At 71.5% G+C, this 18,993-nt stretch carries 18 protein-coding genes; 10 read left to right on the top strand and 8 right to left on the bottom strand.

From position 1 onward, the window contains the following. Entirely contained in the window at positions 1-426 is a 426-nt protein-coding gene (locus tag OHN19_RS29115; RefSeq protein ID WP_330267032.1) for a protein phosphatase, read from the bottom strand. Positions 427-507: 81 nt separating this feature from the next. Between OHN19_RS29115 and OHN19_RS29110 the strand changes: the two genes are divergently transcribed. From OHN19_RS29110 to OHN19_RS29100, 3 genes are all read left to right on the top strand, one after another. Continuing rightward, positions 508-1,035, top strand: coding sequence for a SigE family RNA polymerase sigma factor (locus OHN19_RS29110; RefSeq protein ID WP_330267031.1), 528 nt, complete (start codon positions 508-510; stop codon positions 1,033-1,035). Positions 1,036-1,040: 5 nt separating this feature from the next. Further along, complete coding sequence (locus tag OHN19_RS29105; protein ID WP_330267030.1) at positions 1,041-1,949, top strand: hypothetical protein; 909 nt, start codon at positions 1,041-1,043, stop codon at positions 1,947-1,949. Between the two features lie 95 nt (positions 1,950-2,044). Next, the gene (locus OHN19_RS29100) at positions 2,045-2,980 is read left to right on the top strand and encodes a dihydrodipicolinate synthase family protein (protein WP_330267029.1); all 936 of its coding nucleotides are present in this window, start codon (positions 2,045-2,047) and stop codon (positions 2,978-2,980) included. A 12-nt stretch (positions 2,981-2,992) separates the two neighbouring features. Here OHN19_RS29100 and OHN19_RS29095 read toward each other — a convergent pair whose 3' ends face one another. The 5 genes from OHN19_RS29095 to leuA all read right to left on the bottom strand — a co-directional run bounded on the left by OHN19_RS29095 (position 2,993) and on the right by leuA (position 9,754). Continuing rightward, the gene (locus OHN19_RS29095) at positions 2,993-3,664 is read right to left on the bottom strand and encodes a response regulator transcription factor (protein ID WP_330267028.1); all 672 of its coding nucleotides are present in this window, start codon (positions 3,662-3,664) and stop codon (positions 2,993-2,995) included. After that, positions 3,661-4,944: a sensor histidine kinase gene (locus tag OHN19_RS29090; RefSeq protein ID WP_419249542.1), complete on the bottom strand. Its 1,284-nt coding sequence runs from the start codon at positions 4,942-4,944 to the stop codon at positions 3,661-3,663. The genes OHN19_RS29095 and OHN19_RS29090 overlap by 4 nt, the downstream gene beginning before the upstream one ends. Continuing rightward, on the bottom strand, positions 4,941-7,013 hold the full coding sequence (locus OHN19_RS29085) for an MMPL family transporter (RefSeq protein WP_330267027.1): 2,073 nt from the start codon (positions 7,011-7,013) through the stop codon (positions 4,941-4,943). The genes OHN19_RS29090 and OHN19_RS29085 overlap by 4 nt, the downstream gene beginning before the upstream one ends. A 139-nt stretch (positions 7,014-7,152) precedes the next feature. Next, positions 7,153-7,848, bottom strand: coding sequence for a TerB family tellurite resistance protein (locus OHN19_RS29080; RefSeq protein ID WP_330267026.1), 696 nt, complete (start codon positions 7,846-7,848; stop codon positions 7,153-7,155). A gap of 184 nt (positions 7,849-8,032) precedes the next feature. Next, positions 8,033-9,754 carry a 2-isopropylmalate synthase gene (gene leuA, locus OHN19_RS29075; protein WP_330267025.1) on the bottom strand — a complete coding sequence of 574 codons (1,722 nt, stop codon included), beginning with the start codon at positions 9,752-9,754 and terminating at the stop codon, positions 8,033-8,035. Positions 9,755-10,073: 319 nt separating this feature from the next. Here leuA and OHN19_RS29070 point away from each other — a divergent pair, with 319 nt between their 5' ends. Genes OHN19_RS29070 through OHN19_RS29055 form a run of 4 tightly spaced genes read left to right on the top strand, consistent with a single transcriptional unit; the run spans position 10,074 to position 14,047 of the window. Continuing rightward, entirely contained in the window at positions 10,074-11,144 is a 1,071-nt protein-coding gene (locus OHN19_RS29070) for a M4 family metallopeptidase (RefSeq protein WP_330267024.1), read from the top strand. A 20-nt stretch (positions 11,145-11,164) separates the two neighbouring features. Then, positions 11,165-11,431 carry a protealysin inhibitor emfourin gene (locus OHN19_RS29065; RefSeq protein ID WP_123760637.1) on the top strand — a complete coding sequence of 89 codons (267 nt, stop codon included), beginning with the start codon at positions 11,165-11,167 and terminating at the stop codon, positions 11,429-11,431. Positions 11,432-11,477: 46 nt separating this feature from the next. Then, positions 11,478-12,812 (top strand): GH1 family beta-glucosidase, encoded by a 1,335-nt coding sequence (locus OHN19_RS29060; protein ID WP_419249541.1) that lies wholly within the window; start codon positions 11,478-11,480, stop codon positions 12,810-12,812. After that, positions 12,809-14,047 carry an MFS transporter gene (locus tag OHN19_RS29055; RefSeq protein WP_330267022.1) on the top strand — a complete coding sequence of 413 codons (1,239 nt, stop codon included), beginning with the start codon at positions 12,809-12,811 and terminating at the stop codon, positions 14,045-14,047. Before OHN19_RS29060 ends, OHN19_RS29055 begins: the two co-directional genes overlap by 4 nt. A gap of 52 nt (positions 14,048-14,099) precedes the next feature. Here the strand turns inward: OHN19_RS29055 and OHN19_RS29050 are convergent, their stop codons facing one another. Continuing rightward, the gene (locus OHN19_RS29050) at positions 14,100-14,954 is read right to left on the bottom strand and encodes an NAD(P)-dependent oxidoreductase (protein WP_330267021.1); all 855 of its coding nucleotides are present in this window, start codon (positions 14,952-14,954) and stop codon (positions 14,100-14,102) included. A 119-nt stretch (positions 14,955-15,073) separates the two neighbouring features. Between OHN19_RS29050 and OHN19_RS29045 the strand changes: the two genes are divergently transcribed. Further along, entirely contained in the window at positions 15,074-15,928 is an 855-nt protein-coding gene (locus OHN19_RS29045; protein ID WP_330267020.1) for a helix-turn-helix transcriptional regulator, read from the top strand. A 187-nt stretch (positions 15,929-16,115) separates the two neighbouring features. Here OHN19_RS29045 and era read toward each other — a convergent pair whose 3' ends face one another. Continuing rightward, on the bottom strand, positions 16,116-17,075 hold the full coding sequence (gene era / locus OHN19_RS29040) for a GTPase Era (RefSeq protein WP_330267019.1): 960 nt from the start codon (positions 17,073-17,075) through the stop codon (positions 16,116-16,118). Positions 17,076-17,226: 151 nt separating this feature from the next. On the opposite strand from era, the gene OHN19_RS29035 reads away from it, so the two are divergent. Further along, positions 17,227-18,534, top strand: coding sequence for an ammonium transporter (locus OHN19_RS29035; protein ID WP_330267018.1), 1,308 nt, complete (start codon positions 17,227-17,229; stop codon positions 18,532-18,534). Then, a complete protein-coding gene (locus OHN19_RS29030; protein WP_123760644.1) occupies positions 18,531-18,869 on the top strand; it encodes a P-II family nitrogen regulator in 339 nt (112 codons plus the stop codon). Before OHN19_RS29035 ends, OHN19_RS29030 begins: the two co-directional genes overlap by 4 nt. The last annotated feature ends 124 nt before the right edge of the window (positions 18,870-18,993 follow it).

The following is an 18,993-nucleotide window of genomic DNA, read 5'->3' as shown; positions in this document are numbered from 1 at the left end:
TCAGAAGCGCCGGACGTACCGGCGCTGCCAGGGGGTTTCCACCGCCCGCCGGTCGTAGTGCGCGCGGACGTAGGCCACCGCCTCCGCGGCGGGCACCCCGTCCAGAACCGCCAGGCAGGCAAGGGCCGTTCCGGTGCGGCCCTTGCCGCCGCCGCACGCGATCTCGACGCGTTCGCCGGCGGACCGCCGCCAGGCGTCGGTGAGCACCGCACGGGCCTCGGCGCGGTCCGCGGGCAGCCGGAAGTCCGGCCAGCGCAGCCAGCGGGACTCCCAGGGGACCTCGGGAGGCTTCCCGCCGAGGAGATAGACGCCGTACGACGGTGTCGGCGCGGCCGGATCCAGCCCGTGCCGCAGGCCACGGCCCCGCACCAGACGCCCGGACGGCAACCGGAGGATGCCCGGCCCTTGTTCGTCCCACCCGTTCATGGGGACATTCGAACCTGTCGTCGCCGCACGGGCAACCGAATCCGCCCCGACCGTGGTCTGGAGGGCGAGGGAGGGTGCTTGATGCAGGCCGAACAAGAGGATCGGTTCCAGGAATTCGTCAGAGCCAGGTGGTCGCACCTCGTGCGGACCGCCTACCTGCTCACCGGCGACGCACACCACGCCGAGGACCTGACGCAGACGGCGCTGGCGAAGGCGTACCGCTCCTGGCGGCGCGTCGCGGGCAGCGACAACCCGGAGGCGTACGTCCGGCGGATGCTCGTCACGTGCAACAGCGACCGCTTCCGCAAGCGGCGGGTGAAGGAGTCGCTGACGGACGCGCCGCCGGAGCGGGCGGGCCGCGACGAGGCGGTGGCCCGGGTCGACGAGCGGGGCGTGCTGCTGGGTGCGCTGGCCGGGCTGCCGCCCAGGCAGCGGGCGGTGATCGTCATGCGCTACTGGGAGGACCTGTCGGAGGCGGAGGTCGCCGAGGTGCTCGGCTGCTCGCAGGGCACGGTCAAGAGCCAGGCGTCCAAGGGACTGGCGAAGTTGCGTACGTATCCGGGGCTCGCGCAGGTCATGGACCGCGCCCCGCAGGGAGGCACGAGGTGAGCGACATGAGCGAAGGGGAGCGGGACTTCGAGGAGCAACTGCGGGAGCTGCTCAGCGAGGACGCGTACACGATCCGCCCCTCGCCGGTGCCGTACCCGCAGATCCGCCGCCAGGGCGTGGTCGAGCGGCGCCGCCGGGTGGTGGTGGCCGGGGCGGCCCTGGTGACGCTGGCCGCGGTGCCGGTGGGGGCGTTCGCGGTGGGGGGCGGGGGGACCGGGACGGCCGACACGGCGACGACACCCAGCGCGTCCGCGAGCCCCACGCCGAAGGCCACGCCCTCCCCCACCCCCAGTGGACCGGCGGGGCCCGCCACGGCAGGGCAGCTGCGGGACGGGATCACGCTGGCGCAGGCGGTGAAGGGGCTCGACAACTGTCTCGCCTGGGACCGGGCGAACGTGGCCATGGGCTCCCGGGACATGCATTTGGGCACGGCCGACGAGTACCGGATCATCCTGGCGCTGAACAGCACGGGTGACTCCAACGCGCCCGGTGACGGCATCTGGGTGGTGGCCGTGAAGGAGCAGCCGACGCAGATCCGGCTGGCCTGCAACATCAAGGACGGCGAGACCTCCGGCGCCAACATCAGCAGCGGCAGCGACCGCAAGGCGGACTCACCGCCCGTGGTGGCCGACATCAACACCAACAAGCTCTACCAGCAGTCCTTCCTGGACAAGGGCAACTGGAAGCTGCCGTTCAGCTGGGGCTTCATCGGTGAGGTCGCTCCGACGGTGGCCAAGGTGACCGTCTCCTACGGCGGTGCCACCAGCGAGGCCGCCCTCGACCACGGCTGGTTCGCCGCCGCCGGCACCCTGACCGAGCAGGTCACCAGGAACCCGCACGTCAAGGGCTACGACAAGGACGGCAAGCTGATCTACGACTCGGACGAGGACAAGACGTACCAGCAGGTGCAGTAGCGGGCCGGCCCGGGGCGAGGGGGCGCCGTACAGGGGTCGGCGCTCCCTCGCCCGGTGCGGGAGGATCGGTGGACGGCCGATCCCGAGGAGCCCCGATGACCCTTCCCGCCCCGCTGACCGGTGTCGTACCGCCCGTCTGCACGCCTCTGACACCGGACCGCGAGGTGGACGTGCCCTCACTGCTCAGGCTCGTCGACCATCTGGTCGCGGCCGGGGTGCACGGGCTGTTCGTGCTCGGCACCTCGTCCGAGGCGGCCTTCCTGACCGACGCCCAGCGCAGGCTGGTGGTCGAGGCGGTGACCGGGCACGTCGGGGGCCGGCTCCCGGTGCTGGCCGGGGCGATCGACATGACGACGGCCCGGGTCCTGGACCATGTGCGGGCCGTCACGGCGGCGGGCGCCGACGCGGTCGTCGTCACGGCCCCCTTCTACACCCGCACCCACCCGGCGGAGATCGCCCGCCACTACCGGCTGGTCGCGGCGGGCAGCCCGGTCCCGGTCCTGGCCTACGACCTTCCGGTGGGCGTGCACACCAAACTCCCCGCGGACCTCGTCCTGGACCTCGCCGCGGAGGGCGTCCTCGCCGGCCTCAAGGACTCCAGCGGCGACCTCGCCGCCTTCCGCGAGGTCGTCTCCGGCGCCCGCACCCGCCCCGACATCACCGGCTTCAGCGCCCTGACCGGCTCCGAGCTCCTCGTCGACGCGGCCCTTGCGGTGGGCGCGGACGGCGCGGTGCCCGGGCTCGCCAACGTGGACCCCGAGGGGTACGTCCGTCTCCACCGGCTGTTCCGCGAGGGCGATCTGGAGGCGGCCCGGGCCGAACAGGAGCGGCTGTGCGCCCTGTTCGGCATGGTGAGCGTGGGCGACCCGGCCCGCATGGGTGCCTCGTCGTCCGCCCTGGGCGCCTTCAAGGCGGCGCTGCACCTGCGGGGTGTCATCGACTGCCCCGTGACGGCGGAGCCGCAGGTGCCGCTGTCCGGGGCCGAGGTGGCGCGGGTGGGGAAGTTCCTGGCCGGGGCCGGACTGCTCTAGGGCGCCGGCCCGTCACGGGGTCCCCGGTGTCACCAGCCCCGACTCGTAGGCCACGATGACCAGTTGGGCCCGGTCCCGGACCCCCAGCTTGCCCATGATCCGGCTGACGTGCGTCTTCGCGGTGAGCGGGCTGAGGCCCAGCGCCTCCGCGATCTCGGTGTTGTTGAGGCCCCGCGCGACCAGGGCCAGCACCTCGCGCTCCCGCTCGGAGAGGCACTCGGGGCCGTCGCCCGTGCCCGCCGTCGGCATGGACGGGCTGCGCAGGAACCGCTCGATCAGCCGGGCCGTCGGCCCCGGCGAGAGCAGTGCCTCGCCGGCCGCCACCGTCCTGATGGCGTCGAGGAGTTCGGCAGGGCGGGTGTCCTTGACGAGGAAGCCGGAGGCCCCGGCGCGCAACGCCTCGACGATGTTCTCGTCGGTGTCGTAGGTGGTCAGCACCAGGACCCGCACCCCGGCGAGGGTCTCGTCGGCCGCGATGAGCCGGGTCGCCTCGATGCCGTCCAGGTCGGGCATGCGGATGTCCATCACCACCAGGTCGGGCCGCACCTCGCGGGCCGCCGCCACGGCCTCCCGCCCGCTGCCCGCCTGTCCCACGACCTCCATGTCCCGGGCCGACTCGACGAGCATGGCGAACGCGGCCCGCACCAGGGTCTGGTCGTCTGCGAGCAGTACGCGGATGGTCATACGGTTCCCTCCCCCATGGTGAGCGGCAGCGCGGCCGTCACCTCGAAGCCGCCGTCCGGCCGTGGTCCGGCGTCGAGTGTGCCACCCACGCTGCGGGCCCGCTCCCGCATTCCCACCAGTCCGAAACCGGGGGTGCCGCCGGGTGCGGGCCCGGTGCCGTCGTCGGTCACCGACACTCGCAGGGCGCCGGGTTCGTCGTACAGCCGCAGGTGTACGGCGGGTCGGGGCCCGGCGTGCCGGACCGCGTTGGTGAGAGCTTCCTGCACGATCCGGTAGGCGGCGGCGCCGACGGCGGGCGGCGGGTCGGCGCGGACGCACAGGTCCTGGTCGACGCGGGCGCCCGCGAGCCGGGCCGCGGCGACCAGGTCGGGCAGGCCGTCGAGGCCGGGCAGCGGGCCGCGGGCGTCGGGCAGGCCGTGCTCGCGCAGCACCTCCAGCGTCGTGCGGAGTTCGCCGCGCGCGGCGCGGCAGGTCTCGGCGATGTCGTCGAGGGACTTGGCGACCGTCTCCCGGTCCAGGCGCTCGGGGTCGGCGGCCAGGACGTGGGCGGCGACGGAGGTCTGCACGCCGATGAGGGTGATGGTGTGCGCGAGGAGGTCGTGCAGGTCGCGGGCGATGCGCAGGCGCTCCTCGGCGACCCGGCGGCGGGCTTCCTCCTCGCGGGTGCGTTCCGCCTTCTCGGCGCGCTCGACGATCGCTCGGACGTACTCGCGGTAGTAGCGGACGTCGATCCCGCAGAACAGGACGGCGATGATCCAGCCGGAGATCCGCAGCAGTTCGACGGCCTGGTGGGTGCTGACGGTGAGCATGACGCTCGTGGAGACGGTCAGGACGGTGGCGCCCGTCAGGACGGTCCGCAGGGGGCGGCCGGTGACGGCGACCGTGTAGAGGGCGACGTAGACGGCCGGGGTGGGGGCGATGTGGTTGTAGTCGAGGGCGTGGTACGGCACGATCAGCGCCGCCACCGCGGCCAGCACGAGCAGCGGGCGGCGGCGCCGCCAGACGACGGGCGCGTGGGCGGTGAGCAGCAGCGTCCAGCCGAGGGCGTCCGGGCGGCGGGCCTCGTCGGTGAACAGCCCGACGCACACGGCGGCCGCCGCGAGCACGGCGGCGAGCAGGGCGTCGTTGCGGGTGCCGTGCGGGGCGGTCCGCGGGTCGCGGTTGACCGCCGCCATGATCCGCTCGTCGAGTCGGGGTCCGGTGGTGTGCAGCACGGTCTCATCTTCGGGGCGGAGGGCGCCCTTCCGGGAGGGAAGGGCGCCCAGGGCCGACCTCGTCACACGGGTTCCGGCTGGCGCTCGGTCCGGACCGGCGGCTCGGGTGCCCGGGACAGCGGCCCCGGCCACCACACCTTCCGGCGCAGGGCGACGGCGGCGCTGGTGACCAGGTAGGTCCGCACGAGGAAGGTGTCGAGGAGCACGCCCACCGCGATCACGAAGCCCAGCTCGACGAGCTGGACCAGCGGCATGTTGGTGAGGACCGCGAAGGTGGCCGCGAGGACCAGGCCGGCCGAGGCGATGACCCCGCCGGTCGAGCGCAGCGCGGTGAGGGCCGCGTCGACGGGTTCGGCGCCGGCCAGGGACTCCTCGCGCATCCGGTGCATCAGGAAGATGCCGTAGTCGACCCCCAGAGCGACCAGGAACACGAAGGACAGCAGTCCGAGTCCGGGATCGGTGCCCTCGAACCCGAACACCGGCCCGAAGACCAGCCCGCCGATGCCGAGGGCCGCGCCCCACACGGCGACCACGGCGACCACCAGGATCAGCGGTGCGACCAGCGACCTGAGCAGCGCGATCAGGATCAGCAGCACGGAGACGAGGACGATCGGCACGACGATGGACCGGTCCCGGGCGTTGGTGTCCTCCAGGTCGATCTGCTGGGCGCTGGGCCCGCCGACGTACGACCCGTCCAGCTTGTCGCGCAGTGCCTCGATGGTGGCGGTCTCCCCCGCGGACTGCGGGGCGTCCTTCGCCGTGACGGCGATCTCGGTCCAGCCTCCTCCGGTACGGCCCTGCTGGGCGCTGTCGACGCCGTCGGTGCCCCGGATCGCGGCGAGGGTGGCGTCGGCGCGGCCGGCCGGGGTCATGACGCTGATGGGTTGCGTCCCCCGTTCCGGATACGCCTCGGCGAGCGTCTGCATGGCGGCGACGGCGTCCGGCCTGGTGGTGAAGGAGTCCTCCTGCTTGATGCTGCCGGGCAGGTTCAGCGCGCCGAGGGCGAGCGCTCCGAGCAGTACGGCCCCGCCGGCCAGCACGGTGAGCGGCCGCCGCCCGGCTGAGCTGCCCATCGCGGCGAACAGGGACCGGCGGACCTTGGGGGTGCTGCCGTAGCGCGGCACGAGCGGCCAGAACACCCGGCGCCCCAGCAGCACCAGGACCGCGGGCAGCAGGGTCATCATCGCGACGAGCGCGACCAGCACCCCGACCGTCCCCAGCGGGCCCATGCCTCGGCTGCTGTTGAGGTCGGCTGCGAGCAGGCACAGCAGCCCGGCGGCCACGGTCCCGGAGGAGGCGAGCACGGCGGGTCCGCAGCCCTTCAGTGCGGCCGCCATGGCGTCGTGGGGCCGCTCGGTGCGCCGTAGCTCCTCCCGGTAGCGGGAGACGAGCAGCAGCGCGTAGTCGGTGCCCGCGCCGAACACGAGGATCGTCATGATGCCGCCGCTCTGACCGGTGACGGAGGTGCCGAATCCCTGGTGGAGCCCGTAGGCCACGCCTCGGGCGAGGAACTCCGACATGCCCGCGACCCCGAGCGGCACCAGCCACAGCAGCGGGCTGCGGTAGATGACGATGAGCAGCAGGGCGACGACTCCGGCGGTGGTGTAGAGCAGCGGCCCACCGAGCGAGTCGTAGACCTCGCCGGCGTCGGTGGCGAGGGCCCCCTCCCCGCCGACCTCGACAGCGAGCCCGTCCCCGCCCCTGGCGATGTCCCGCACATCGTTGACGAGCAGGTCGCGGGCCTTCTCGTCCGTGCCCGGCTCGGTGCTGGCCACGGGATACATCACGGTGGTCCCGTCCTTGGACGGGATCCCCCGCGGCTCGGCGGTGAGCGTGTGCGTGTCCGCGATCCGCCCGACCTGCTCGGCGGCGGTCGCCCTGTCGGCCGCGGTCAGCCCACCCTCCCGGTGGTAGACGACGACCATCTGCGTGGCCCCGCCCCCGGGCAGTTCCTCCTGGATCTTCGCGACCTGGGTCGAGTCGGCGCTCGCCGGCAGGTAGTCCACGGCCCGGTCCCGCTGCACGTCGGCGAGCTTCGCCGCGAACGGCGACACAGCCGCCAGCACGACGATCCACAACCCCAGCACCAGCCAGGGCACGGCTCGCCGCCGTGCGCTCGTCTTTACGGCCCCCATCGACGGGCCCCCCTCCGGTTCGGACGTCTGGGTCGGTTCCAGACTCCCGGCGGGGAGGGGGCGAATCGTCGGGCCGGAGGGCGAGTTGAGGGGTACTGCCGGGGGTGGCCCGGCGGTCGGCGTTACTCCCGCGGGAGTATCAGGACGGCGTCCGGGCCGCCGCCAGCAACCGCGTCACGTCGTCCGCGCAGATCGTCAGGGCCGTGCCGACCGTCGAGAGGGCGTCGCGTTCCGCCGGGGTGTAGGGGCCGTCCGCGAGGGCGATCCGGGCCGCCTGGAGGAGGATCGACTCGCGGCCCGCCGGGGCGAGGTGCGGGGCGAGCGGGTCCAGTGCCTCGTGGAGCTCTATGGCGAGGCCGGCTCCGCAGGGGCGGTCGTAGACCCGGCCGGTGTCCTCGGCGAGGGCCTCGACCAGGGTCTCCAGCTGGTTCTCCGTGCAGTCGTCGAAGCCGGCCGCGCGGACCGTGGCGGCCGCGACCTCCAGGGAGGTGCGGGAGCAGGTGCCGCCCGCCGCGAGGACGGCGAGCGCGACCGTGTGCACGGCGTCGCGGAGCATCGCGGAGAAGCGGGTGGTGGTGGGGTGGTCCAGCACGTCGGTGCCGAAGTGGCGCATACAGGCCGCGCATTCCACCACGGGGCCGGTGTCGCCGCGCGGCAGGACCGGGACGCCGAGCAGCGTGAAGCGGCGGCGGCCGGTCAGACGCTGGTAGTTGCGGTCCCCTCCGCACCCGGGGCAGAAGAACTCGCCGTCGCCGACGGTCGTCCACGCGGTACGGGTGCCCAGGAGGCGCGCAGGCCTGGCAGCACGGCCGTTTCGTCCCCGTCCAGGCAGCACGTCACACCTCCGCAACCTCGCGGCAACATCGCCGCGCTTGCGTGATGTTAGCCACAGGAGTGAGGCGGAGTCAGCACCCCGGACGAGACCTGCTCGTGACCTCCACGCCCCGATGGCCGATAAACGACGGGGCCTTGATCGCCGTATACAGCGATCAAGGCCCCAAAACCCCCGGTCAGAGGGATTATCGAGCGGCTCGGTTGACGGCCGAGACGACCGCCTTCAGGGACGCACGCGTCGTGTTCGCGTCGATGCCGATTCCCCACAGAACCTTGCCGTCGATCGCGCATTCGATGTAGGAGGCGGCCTGCGCGGAGGCGCCCTCGCTCATCGTGTGCTCCTGGTAGTCCAGGAGCCGGGCGTCGATGTCGACCTTCGCCAGCGCGTCGAAGAACGCGGAGATCGGGCCGTTGCCGGAGCCGGTCAGGACCGTGTCGACGCCGTCGACGGTGGCCTCCACCTTCAGGGTGTCCACGCCGTCGGTGTCGGTCGTCGACTGGCCGTTCTTGACCTGGATACGGCCCCACGGGTTCTCGGGGTTCGGCAGGTACTCGTCCTGGAAGACCGCCCAGATGTCCGAGCCGGTGACCTCGCCGCCCTCGGCGTCCGTCTTGGCCTGGATCAGCTTGGAGAACTCGATCTGCATCCGGCGGGGCAGGTCCAGCTTGTGGTCGTTCTTCAGGACGTAGGCGATACCGCCCTTGCCGGACTGGGAGTTGACCCGGATCACGGCCTCGTAGGAGCGGCCGACGTCCTTCGGGTCGATGGGCAGGTACGGCACCGCCCACTCGATGTCGTCGACGGTGACGCCCTTGGCGGCCGCGTCGGCCTCCATCGCGTCGAAGCCCTTCTTGATGGCGTCCTGGTGGGAGCCGGAGAAGGACGTGTAGACCAGGTCGCCCACGTACGGGTGGCGCGGGTGGACCTCCATCTGGTTGCAGTACTCCCACGTGCGACGGATCTCGTCGATGTCGGAGAAGTCGATCTGCGGGTCGACGCCCTGCGAGAACAGGTTCATGCCCAGGGTGACCAGGTCGACGTTGCCGGTGCGCTCGCCCTGCCCGAACAGACAGCCCTCGACGCGGTCGGCGCCGGCCATCAGAGCCAGCTCGGCCGCGGCGACGGCGGTGCCGCGGTCGTTGTGCGGGTGGATCGAGATGCACACGTACTCGCGGCGGGACAGGTTGCGGTGCATCCACTCGAAGCGGTCCGCGTGCGTGGAGGGGGTCGAACGCTCCACCGTGGCGGGCAGGTTGAGGATGATCTCGCGGCCCGGACCCGGCTGGTAGACGTCCATCACCGCCTCGCAGACCTCCAGCGCGAAGTCCAGCTCGGTGTCGGTGAAGATCTCGGGGCTGTACTGGTAGCCGAACTCGGTCTCCGGGCCCAGCAGCTTCTCCGCGTACTCCATCACCAGGCGGGTGCCGTCGACGGCGATCTGCTTGATGTCGTCCTTGGAGCCCCGGAAGACGACCCGGCGGAAGACCGGCGCGGTGGCGTTGTACAGGTGGACGGTGGCCCGCTTGGCGCCCTTCAGGGACTCCACGGTCCGCTCGATCAGGTCCTCTCGGGCCTGGGTCAGTACGGAGATCGTCACGTCGTCCGGGATCGCGCCCGGCTCCTCGATGATCGACCGTACGAAGTCGAAGTCCGTCTGGCCCGACGCCGGGAACCCGACCTCGATCTCCTTGTAGCCCATCTTGACCAGCTGGTCGAACATCCGGCGCTTGCGCTCGGGCGACATCGGGTCGATCAGGGCCTGGTTGCCGTCGCGCAGGTCGGTGGAGAGCCAGCGGGGGGCGACGGTGATCCGCTTGTCCGGCCAGGTGCGGTCCGGGATGTCGACCTGCTCGTACTGGCCGTACTTGTGGATCGGCATGGAACTGGGCTGCTGGCGGTTCGCCATGATTGCGGGGCTCCTAGAGGTGTCCGGAAAGGACGGCCGACACGCAACACGAAGCTCCGCGGGGAGGGAGTCGACCTGGACTACAGGCCCTCGCCGCGGCAGCTAAGAAGAAGCAGCCCGAAACGCATGATGCGAAGCATGCTAGCCGAGCCGGTTCCGGTGCGGGGCGCCGTATCAGTATGCGGGACCCGAGAGATAAACGGGACAAAAAGTGCGCCATACCACTTCGTCACGGAGAGTGCTCGCTTCTGTCCGTATATTTCACCAATCATGGTTGCGACTAGTGACACGGTCATGACCCAGTGCAAGGGTGCCGGGCATGACGACCAACGGGGGCTTCGAGCCCGTCTTCTGTACCGTCATTCCGCCGCATGTCCTGGACAAGCTGGCCCGGAACGACGATCCCGCACTCTCCGGTCCCGCCCAGCGCACCCTGATGCGCGACAGCGAGCTGCGCGGCCGCCGCCGCGTCACCACCGAGTTCGGCCTCGCGGCCGCGCCGACGGCGAAGGCACCGTCGGACCAGCCGCTGCGCACCATCTACGACGCCGGGCACAGGAACGACCTGCCGGGCACGAAGGTCCGCGCCGAGGGCTCCGACCCCGGCCAGGACGCCACCGTCAACCGCGCCTACGCCGGCCTCGGCGCCACCTTCGACCTCTACCTGAAGGCCTACACCCGCCACTCCATCGACGGCGACGGCCTCCCGCTGGACGCGACCGTCCACTTCGACGAGAACTACAACAACGCCTTCTGGAACGGCGAGCAGATGGTGTTCGGCGACGGTGACGGCGAGATCTTCCTCGACTTCACCATCCCGATCGACGTCATCGGCCACGAACTCACCCACGGCGTCACGCAGTACACGGCGAACCTCACCTACTACGGCCAGCCGGGCGCCCTCAACGAGTCGATGTCCGACGTCTTCGGCTCGCTCATCAAGCAGTACACGCTCGGCCAGACCGCCGCCGAGGCCGACTGGCTGATCGGCGCGGGCCTTCTCGCGCCCAGCGTCTCCGGCAAGGCCCTGCGCTCGATGAAGGAGCCGGGCAGCGCGTACGACGACGACGTGCTCGGCAAGGACCCGCAGCCCGCGACCATGGACGACTACGTCCGCACCGGACGCGACAACGGCGGCGTGCACATCAACTCCGGCATCCCCAACCACGCGTTCTACCTGGTGGCGACCGCCCTCGGCGGCCACGCCTGGGAGCGCGCGGGCCAGATCTGGTACGACGTCCTCACCGGGGGCGAGCTCTCCGACCGCGCGCTGTTCAACGACTTCGCGAAGCTGACCGTCAAGGCCGCGCGGGAGCGCTTCGGCGACGGCGGCGAGGAGCTCCAGGCCGTGTCGAAGGCGTGGGAGCAGGTCGGGGTGCGGATCCTGTGAGTCCGTACTAGACAGGACCCATGCGTATTCAGGTGAGGCGCACGGGCGGGTTCGCGGGCATCGAGCGGCACAAGGAGGTCGACACCTCCGGGCGGCCCGATGCCCACGAATGGCAGGCCCTGGCCGAGAAGGCGCTCGCCGCCGGCCGGGGCACCCGTCCGATCGGCGTCCCGGACGGCTTCAGCTACGAGATCACCGTGGACGGCAGGACGGTGTACGCGGCCGATCCCCGGCTGACGGAAGAGCAGCGGAAACTGATCTCGAAGGTACTCAAAGAGGGCGCGTAACTGCTTGTTCACGCCTGCCCGTTGACTTCCCTACCCGCCGGTACCCATGATCCGGCGCATGGCGACTGAAGAGCATGCGATCCCCCGGTTCCCCGACGGTTTCCTGTGGGGCGTCTCGACCTCGGCCCATCAGATCGAGGGCGCGGCGGACGAGCGCGAGCGGTCCGTGTGGGACGCGTTCACGGCCGAGCCGGGCCGGGTGAAGGACGGCTCGACGGCGGAAGTGGCCTGCGACCACTACCACCGCTACCGCGAGGACGTGTCCCTCCTGGCGGGCCTCGGCGTGGACGCGTACCGCTTCTCGGTCTCCTGGCCGCGGGTGCGCTTCGAGAAGGGCCTCGACTTCTACGACCGTCTCGTGGACGAACTCGTCGCGGCGGGTGTGCGTCCGGTGCCGACGCTCTTCCACTGGGACCTGCCGGTGGCCCTCCAGGAGGAGGGCGGCTGGCTGAACCGGGACACCGCCTCCCGGTTCGCCGAGTACGTCTCCCTCGTCGCCGACCGGCTCGGCGACCGCGTCACCAAGTGGATCACCCTCAACGAGCCCGCCGAGCACACCCTGTTCGGCCACGCGCTCGGCGCCCACGCCCCCGGCAAGCAGCTGATGTTCGACGCGCTGCCCGCCGCCCACCACCAGCTCCTGGGCCACGGCCTGGCCGTACAGGCACTGCGCGCGGCCGGCGCCACGGACATCGGGATCGCGAACTCGCACGGGCCGACCTGGCCGGCGTCCCAGGACCAACCGGACGTCGAGGCGGCCGACTTCTACGACCTGCTGCTGAACCGCCTGTTCGCCGAACCGGTCCTGCTGGGCGAATACCCCTCCGGGCTGGGCGACTTGATGCCGGGTGACGTGGCCGCCGACCTCAAGGTCATCTCCGAGCCGCTCGACTTCTACGGCGTCAACTACTACGCCCCGACCCGCGTCGGCGCCCCGCAGGGCGAGGACATCGAGTTCGGCGGTCTGACGATCCCCGCCGAACTCCCCTTCTCCGTCCAGGAGATCGAGGGCGTCCCGGTGACGGACTTCGGCTGGCCGGTGGTCCCGGAGGGCCTGACCGAGCTCCTGACCGGCATGCGCGAGCGCTACGGCGACCGCCTCCCGCCCGTCGTCATCACCGAGAACGGCTGCTCCTACGAGGGCGTCGACGACCAGGACCGGATCGCCTACCTGGACGGCCACGTCCGCGCCCTGCACCAGGCCGTCGAGGCGGGTGTGGACGTCCGCGGGTACTTCGTGTGGTCGCTGATGGACAACTTCGAGTGGGCGGAGGGGTACGCGCGGCGCTTCGGCCTGGTGCACGTCGACTTCGAGACCCTGACCCGGACCCCGAAGGCGTCCTACGGCTGGTACCGGGACCTGCTCCGGGCCCAGAGGTGAGCACGGCCCTCACGGAGCCGGTCGAGCGGGTCGGCAGGGGCTGGACGGCTTCCCTCTCCCTCGCCAACGTGGCGATCTGGGTGGGCTGGTACGGCCCCCTCCAGATCCTGCTGGCCCGCCAGGCGGAGGACTTCGCGCCCGGCACCGGCATGTCGAAGGAGACGCTGCTGGCCTGGGTCACCGGCGTGGGCGCGGTGGTGTCGCTGGCGGCGAACCCGTTCTTCGGCGCGCTGTCGGACCGCACCACGGCCCGCTGGGGCCGCCGCAGCCCCTGGATCGTGGCCGGGGCGGCGGGCGGCGCCCTGTCGCTGCTGCTGCTCGCGGGCGCGGACAGGCTCTGGCTGATGACACTCGGCTGGTGCCTGGTCCAGCTCACCCTGAACGCGGCGTTCGCGGCGGTCACGGCGGCCGTCCCCGACCGGGTGCCGCGCCTCCAGCGGGGCGTGGTGGGCGGCTGGATCGGGGCGGCACAGATCCTGGGCGCGGTCGTCGGCACGGGCCTCGCGACGGCGGCGGGCGGCATCGCGGCGGGCTATGCGGCGTGCGCGGTGTTCGCGGTGGCGGGTGTGCTGCCGTACGTACTGCGCCACCGCGACCTGACACTGGCGCCCGCGGACCGACCTCCTTGGTCCTGGCGGTCGTTCGTCCGCGGGTTCTGGCTGAGCCCGCGCCGCCACCCCGACTTCGCCTGGGCCTGGCTGACCCGCTTCCTGATCAACCTCAGCAACGCGCTGGTGATCCTCTACCTCCTCTACTACCTGCGGGACAGCCTCCATCACGACGACCCCGAGCAGGGCGTACTGATCCTCACGGCGGTGGACAGCGTGGCCCTGCTCGCCACGGTCGTGGTCGGCGGCATCTGGTCGGACCGCGTGGGCCGCCGCAAGCCGTTCGTCCGCTGGTCAGGGGTCCTGATGGCGGTGGCCACGGCCCTGCTGGCCGTCTGGCAGACCTGGCCGAGCGCGATCGTGGTGGCGGCGCTGCTGGGGGTGGGCCTGGGGGTGTTCATGTCGGTCGACTTCGCGTTGATGACGGACGTCCTGCCCAAGGCCGCGGACCGCGGCAAGGACCTGGGCGTCATCAACGTGGCGAACGCGCTCCCCCAGGTGGCCGCCCCCGCGTTGGCCGCGCCGATCGTCACCCACCTCGGCGGATACCGGGTGCTGTACGGGGTGGCGGCGGCGGTGGGTTTGGCCGGGGCGGTACTGGTCGGCCGTATAAGGAGCGTCGACTAGAGGCTTTTCAGGGGCGCGAGAACTGCGCGACCAGCCACAACGGACCCGCAGATCACAACGCTCCGGCCTCCCGAGCCGCATAAACAGACGGATACACCGGCCGATACCCCAGCTCCCGCCGAATCCGCTCCGTGGACATGATCACCAGCCACGGATCCGGATCCACCCGCTCGTACAACTCCCCCGGAATCTCCACCCCGTTGAGCTGATGCAACTCCACCGCCGTCACCGGCGCGTCGTCGGCGATGTTGTAGACCCGCCCCGAGATCCCCGGCGCATGAAGCACCCGCAGCAGCCCCTGAGCGACATCCGCGTGGTGCCCCATGTGCAACCGCTGGGCCGACGCCCAGTTCTTCGCCCACATCAGCGACTGCGCGAGATGCGGATCCCCTTCGCCGTACACGAAGGGAAGCCGGGCGACGCGCACATCCAGCCCCTCCAGCGCGAGCAACGCCCGCTCGGCCGCCGCCTTGGACTCGGGGTAGGCACCCCACATCGACCCGCCCGGGAGGGACTCGTCGTCCTCGGTGAGCGGCCGCCCCCGCCCGGTGCCGTACACCAGACCGGTGCTGACCTGCACGAACCGCCGAACGCCGGAGGCCAACGCGGCACGGCCCAGCTCCACGGCCGCGTCCCGGTTGACGGCCCGCGCCTCCTCGTCGGGCACGCCCCGGAAGGCCGCGGCGACGTTCACGACGGCGTCCACCCCGGCGACGGCCTTGGCCAGCGCCTCCGTGTCCCGCAGATCTCCTACGACGACCTCGGCGCCGAGCTCCGCGAAGGGTTCGGCCCGGGTCGCGTCCCGCACGAGCACCCGTACCCCCTCCCCCGGCCGGGACTGCGCCAGCAGCCTCGGTACGAAGCGCCGGCCGACCTGTCCTGTCGTACCTGTCACCAACGTCAGCATGTTGCTGCTCCTCTCGTCGGGACCAGCGTGGAACGGCCGCGCGGGCACCGGGAGAGACCTCTTGATCAGGGGATCGACAGTCCCTGGATAAGCCGGCCGGCGTGCCGCACGCTGGAGGGGTGAACCGACCCGAACTCGCCGATTTCCTGCGCCGTGGCCGCGCCCGGCTGAACCCGTCCGACGTGGGCCTGACACCGGGCGCCCGGCGCCGCACACCGGGTCTGCGCCGGGAGGAGGTGGCGCAGCTGGCGGGGATGTCGGTGGACTACTACACGCAGCTGGAGCAGTCCCGTGGCCCGCGGCCGTCCCGTCAGATGCTGACGGCGCTGGCCCGGGCGCTGCGCCTGGCGGACGTGGAGCAGGACCATCTGTTCCACCTGGCCGGTGAGGAGCCGCCGCGCCGGGAGACGGCGTCGGCGCATGTCCGCCCGGGGCTGCTGCTGATCCTTGACCGGCTGCACGACACCCCGGCGCAGGTGGTGAACGACTGCGGGGAGGTGCTGGCGCAGAACGCGATGGCGAGGGCGCTGGTCGGTGACGTGATGTCCCGCCCGCGGCGCGAGCGCAATCTGACCCGGCTCTTCTTCCTGGACCCGAGCGCGCGCACGCTCTTTCCCGAGGAGGACCTGGCGGACCACGCGCGCACCCAGGTCGCCACACTGCGCGCGGTGGCAGCGGCCCGCCCCGACGACCCGGAACCGACCGCCCTGGTCGCCGAACTCCGGTCGGCCAGCGCCGAGTTCGCCCGGCTGTGGGACGAGCACGAGGTGTCCCAGCGCAACAAGGCCACGAAACGCTTCGTGCACCCGGTGGTCGGCCTACTGGAGCTCGACTGCGAGGTCATGGTCAGCCACGAACACCACCACCTCCTGGTCGTCCACACGGCCCGCCCGGGCACGGACGCGTACGAGCGGTTGCAGTTGCTGCGGGTGGTGGGCCTGCAGGACCTGACCCCTCAGGGGACGGCCCCCTAGAACCCCAGCTCCCGCAACTGCCGGGGATCCCGCTGCCAGTCCTTCGCCACCTTCACATGGAGGTCCAGGCTGCATCGACATGCGGCTACCGCCGCGCGGCCGCGACCCGCTGGCAGGACGACAAAGTGCCGACCTCCTTCAGGCGCTCGCACGCACGGCTACCGCACCAACCCCCACCCACCCCCGCTCAAAACCCCAGCTTCCGCAACTGCCGGGGATCCCGCTGCCAGTCCTTCGCCACCTTCACATGGAGGTCCAGGAAGACCGGCGTGCCCAGAAGCGCCTCGATCTGCTTGCGGGACTTGATGCCGACCTCCTTCAGGCGCTTGCCCTTGGGGCCGATGATGATGCCCTTCTGGCTGGGGCGCTCGATGTAGACGAAGGCGTGGATGTCGAGAAGGGGCTTGTCGGCGGGGCGGTCCTCGCGGGGGAGCATCTCCTCGACGACCACCGCGATGGAGTGCGGGAGCTCGTCGCGGACGCCTTCCAGCGCCGCCTCGCGGATCAGCTCGGCGATCATCACCTGCTCGGGCTCGTCCGTGAGGTCGCCCTCGGGGTAGAGCGCCGGGCCCTCGGGCAGGAGCGGGACGATCAGGTCGGCGAGCAGGCCCACCTGTTTGTCAGCGACCGCCGAGACCGGCACGATCTCCGCCCACTCGAAGCCCAGCTCCTTGCCCAGCTGGTCGATCGCGATGAGCTGCTCGGCGAGGGTCTTGGAGTCGACGAGGTCGGTCTTGGTGACGATCGCGATCTTCGGCGTCTTCTTGATCGACGCCAGTTCCTTCGCGATGAAGCGGTCACCGGGGCCGAGCTTCTCGTTCGCCGGCAGGCAGAAGCCGATCACGTCGACCTCGGCCCACGTCGTACGCACCACGTCGTTCAGCCGCTCGCCCAGCAGCGTGCGCGGCTTGTGGAGCCCAGGCGTGTCGACGAGGATCAGCTGGGCGTCCTCCCGGTGCACGATCCCCCGTACCGTGTGCCGCGTGGTCTGCGGCTGGTTGGCGGTGATCGCCACCTTCTGGCCGACCAGAGCGTTCGTGAGGGTGGACTTGCCCGCGTTGGGGCGGCCCACGAAGCAGGCGAAGCCGGCGCGGTGGGCTGTCTGCGACGCGGGCGACGGCTCGGATGACTGACTACGAACGCTCATGCGGCCCATTCTCCCTGATCCACAGACGCCCGCCGCACGGTGAGGTCCCGGTAACCCGTACGCAATGAAACGTCACGGAAACATATACGTACGCAAGCAGAAATACACAGCGGTGACCCTCTGACGAGCCCCCACCCCGTTGGAGACCTCCATGCCCCTCGCCGCAGCGCGCATCGACACCGGCGACACCGCCTGGCTGCTCGCCGCCACCGCCCTCGTCCTGCTGATGACCCCGGGCCTGGCCCTGTTCTACGGCGGCATGGTCCGCACGAAGAGCGTCCTCAACATGCTGATGATGAGCTTCGTGTCGATCGCCCTGGTCACGGTGGTGTGGCTGGCGGCCGGGTACTCCCTCGCGTTCGGTGAGGACACCTTCGCCGGGCTCATCGGCGGCCTCGACCACGCCGGCATGAGCGGCCTCGGCCCCGACAGCGTCCACGGCACCGTCCCCACCCTCCTCTTCGCGACCTTCCAGCTCACCTTCGCGATCATCACGGCGGCCCTGATCAGCGGCGCGATCGCGGACCGCGCGAAGTTCGCGGCATGGCTGGTGTTCGTCCCGGTCTGGGCGCTGCTCGTATACGTTCCCGTCGCGCACTGGGTGTGGGGCCCGGGCGGCTGGGTCCTGGACCGGCTCGGCGCGCTCGACTTCGCGGGCGGTCTGCCGGTCGAGATCACCTCCGGCGCCTCCGGTCTCGCCCTCGCGCTGGTCCTCGGTCCCCGCCTGGGCTTCAAGAAGGACGCCATGCGCCCGCACAACCTCCCCATGGTCGTGCTCGGCGCCGGTCTCCTCTGGTTCGGCTGGTTCGGCTTCAACGCGGGCTCGGCGCTGGGCGCCAACGGACTGGCCGCGGCCGCCTTCCTCAACACCCTCGCCGCCGGCTGCACCGGTCTGCTCGGCTGGCTCTTCGTCGAGCAGAAGCGCGACGGCCACCCCACCACCCTGGGCGCGGCCTCCGGCGCGGTCGCGGGCCTGGTCGCGATCACCCCGTCCTGCGGCTCGGTCTCCCTCCTCGGCGCCCTCGTCGTCGGCCTCGCCGCCGGTGTCGTCTGCTCGTACGCGGTGGGCTGGAAGTTCAAGCTGAACTACGACGACTCGCTCGACGTCGTCGGTGTGCACCTGGTCGGCGGCGTCATCGGCACCCTGCTGATCGGCGTCTTCGCGGAGAAGGCGATGACCGGGGGCGCCGAGGGCCTGCTGTACGGCGGCGGACTCGCGCAGCTCGGCAGGCAGGCGGTGGCGGTGGTCGCCGTGGGGGCGTACGCCTTCGCCGTGACGTACGGCCTGGGCAAGCTGATCGACAGGACGATGGGGTTCCGGGCCGACGAGGAGCACGAGCACACCGGCCTGGACCTTACGGTGCACGCCGAGACGGCATACGATCACGGCGTCCTGGGCCACGGTGCCCCGGTCAGCGCGTCCACCGTCCCCTCCGCCCAGAAGGTCAAGACCCAGTGAAGCTCATCACCGCGATCGTCAAGCCGTACCGCCTCGACGAGGTCAAGACCGCGCTCCAGGAGATCGGCGTGCACGGCCTGACCGTGACCGAGGCCAGCGGCTACGGCCGTCAGCGCGGCCACACCGAGGTGTACCGCGGCGCCGAGTACCAGGTCGACCTGGTCCCCAAGGTCCGTATCGAGGTGGTCGTGGACGACGCCGACGCGGACACCGTCATCGACGCGATCGTCAAGGCGGCCCAGACGGGCAAGATCGGCGACGGCAAGGTATGGGCGCTGCCGGTGGAGACGGTCGTACGGGTACGGACGGGCGAGCGCGGACCGGACGCGCTCTGAGGGGGCTGCGAGCCCTACACCCACACCTCGTACGCCCGGCTGACCGTCGCCGAACTCGTCGACTCGAAGGAACACCCTCCCGCACAGCGCCCCGCGCCGAAGAAGGGCGTCCTGCGCCGCGCCC

This window comes from Streptomyces griseorubiginosus (genome assembly GCF_036345115.1).
Taxonomy (GTDB): Bacteria; Actinomycetota; Actinomycetes; order Streptomycetales; family Streptomycetaceae; genus Streptomyces; species Streptomyces griseorubiginosus_C.
This window is presented reverse-complemented; position numbering and strand designations above follow the sequence as displayed.

Bases quoted from the DNA above. Each gene is read 5' to 3' on its own strand.
- era (WP_330267019.1), bottom strand. From the start codon at position 17,075: ATGAGCGTTCGTAGTCAGTCATCCGAGCCGTCGCCCGCGTCGCAGACA.
- OHN19_RS29110 (WP_330267031.1), top strand. From the start codon at position 508: ATGCAGGCCGAACAAGAGGATCGGTTCCAGGAATTCGTCAGAGCCAGG.
- OHN19_RS29050 (WP_330267021.1), bottom strand. From the start codon at position 14,954: ATGCTGACGTTGGTGACAGGTACGACAGGACAGGTCGGCCGGCGCTTC.
- OHN19_RS29035 (WP_330267018.1), top strand. From the start codon at position 17,227: ATGCCCCTCGCCGCAGCGCGCATCGACACCGGCGACACCGCCTGGCTG.
- leuA (WP_330267025.1), bottom strand. From the start codon at position 9,754: ATGGCGAACCGCCAGCAGCCCAGTTCCATGCCGATCCACAAGTACGGC.
- OHN19_RS29095 (WP_330267028.1), bottom strand. From the start codon at position 3,664: ATGACCATCCGCGTACTGCTCGCAGACGACCAGACCCTGGTGCGGGCC.
- OHN19_RS29060 (WP_419249541.1), top strand. From the start codon at position 11,478: ATGATCCGGCGCATGGCGACTGAAGAGCATGCGATCCCCCGGTTCCCC.
- OHN19_RS29100 (WP_330267029.1), top strand. From the start codon at position 2,045: ATGACCCTTCCCGCCCCGCTGACCGGTGTCGTACCGCCCGTCTGCACG.
- OHN19_RS29085 (WP_330267027.1), bottom strand. From the start codon at position 7,013: ATGGGGGCCGTAAAGACGAGCGCACGGCGGCGAGCCGTGCCCTGGCTG.
- OHN19_RS29115 (WP_330267032.1), bottom strand. From the start codon at position 426: ATGAACGGGTGGGACGAACAAGGGCCGGGCATCCTCCGGTTGCCGTCC.
- OHN19_RS29105 (WP_330267030.1), top strand. From the start codon at position 1,041: ATGAGCGAAGGGGAGCGGGACTTCGAGGAGCAACTGCGGGAGCTGCTC.
- OHN19_RS29065 (WP_123760637.1), top strand. From the start codon at position 11,165: ATGCGTATTCAGGTGAGGCGCACGGGCGGGTTCGCGGGCATCGAGCGG.
- OHN19_RS29070 (WP_330267024.1), top strand. From the start codon at position 10,074: ATGACGACCAACGGGGGCTTCGAGCCCGTCTTCTGTACCGTCATTCCG.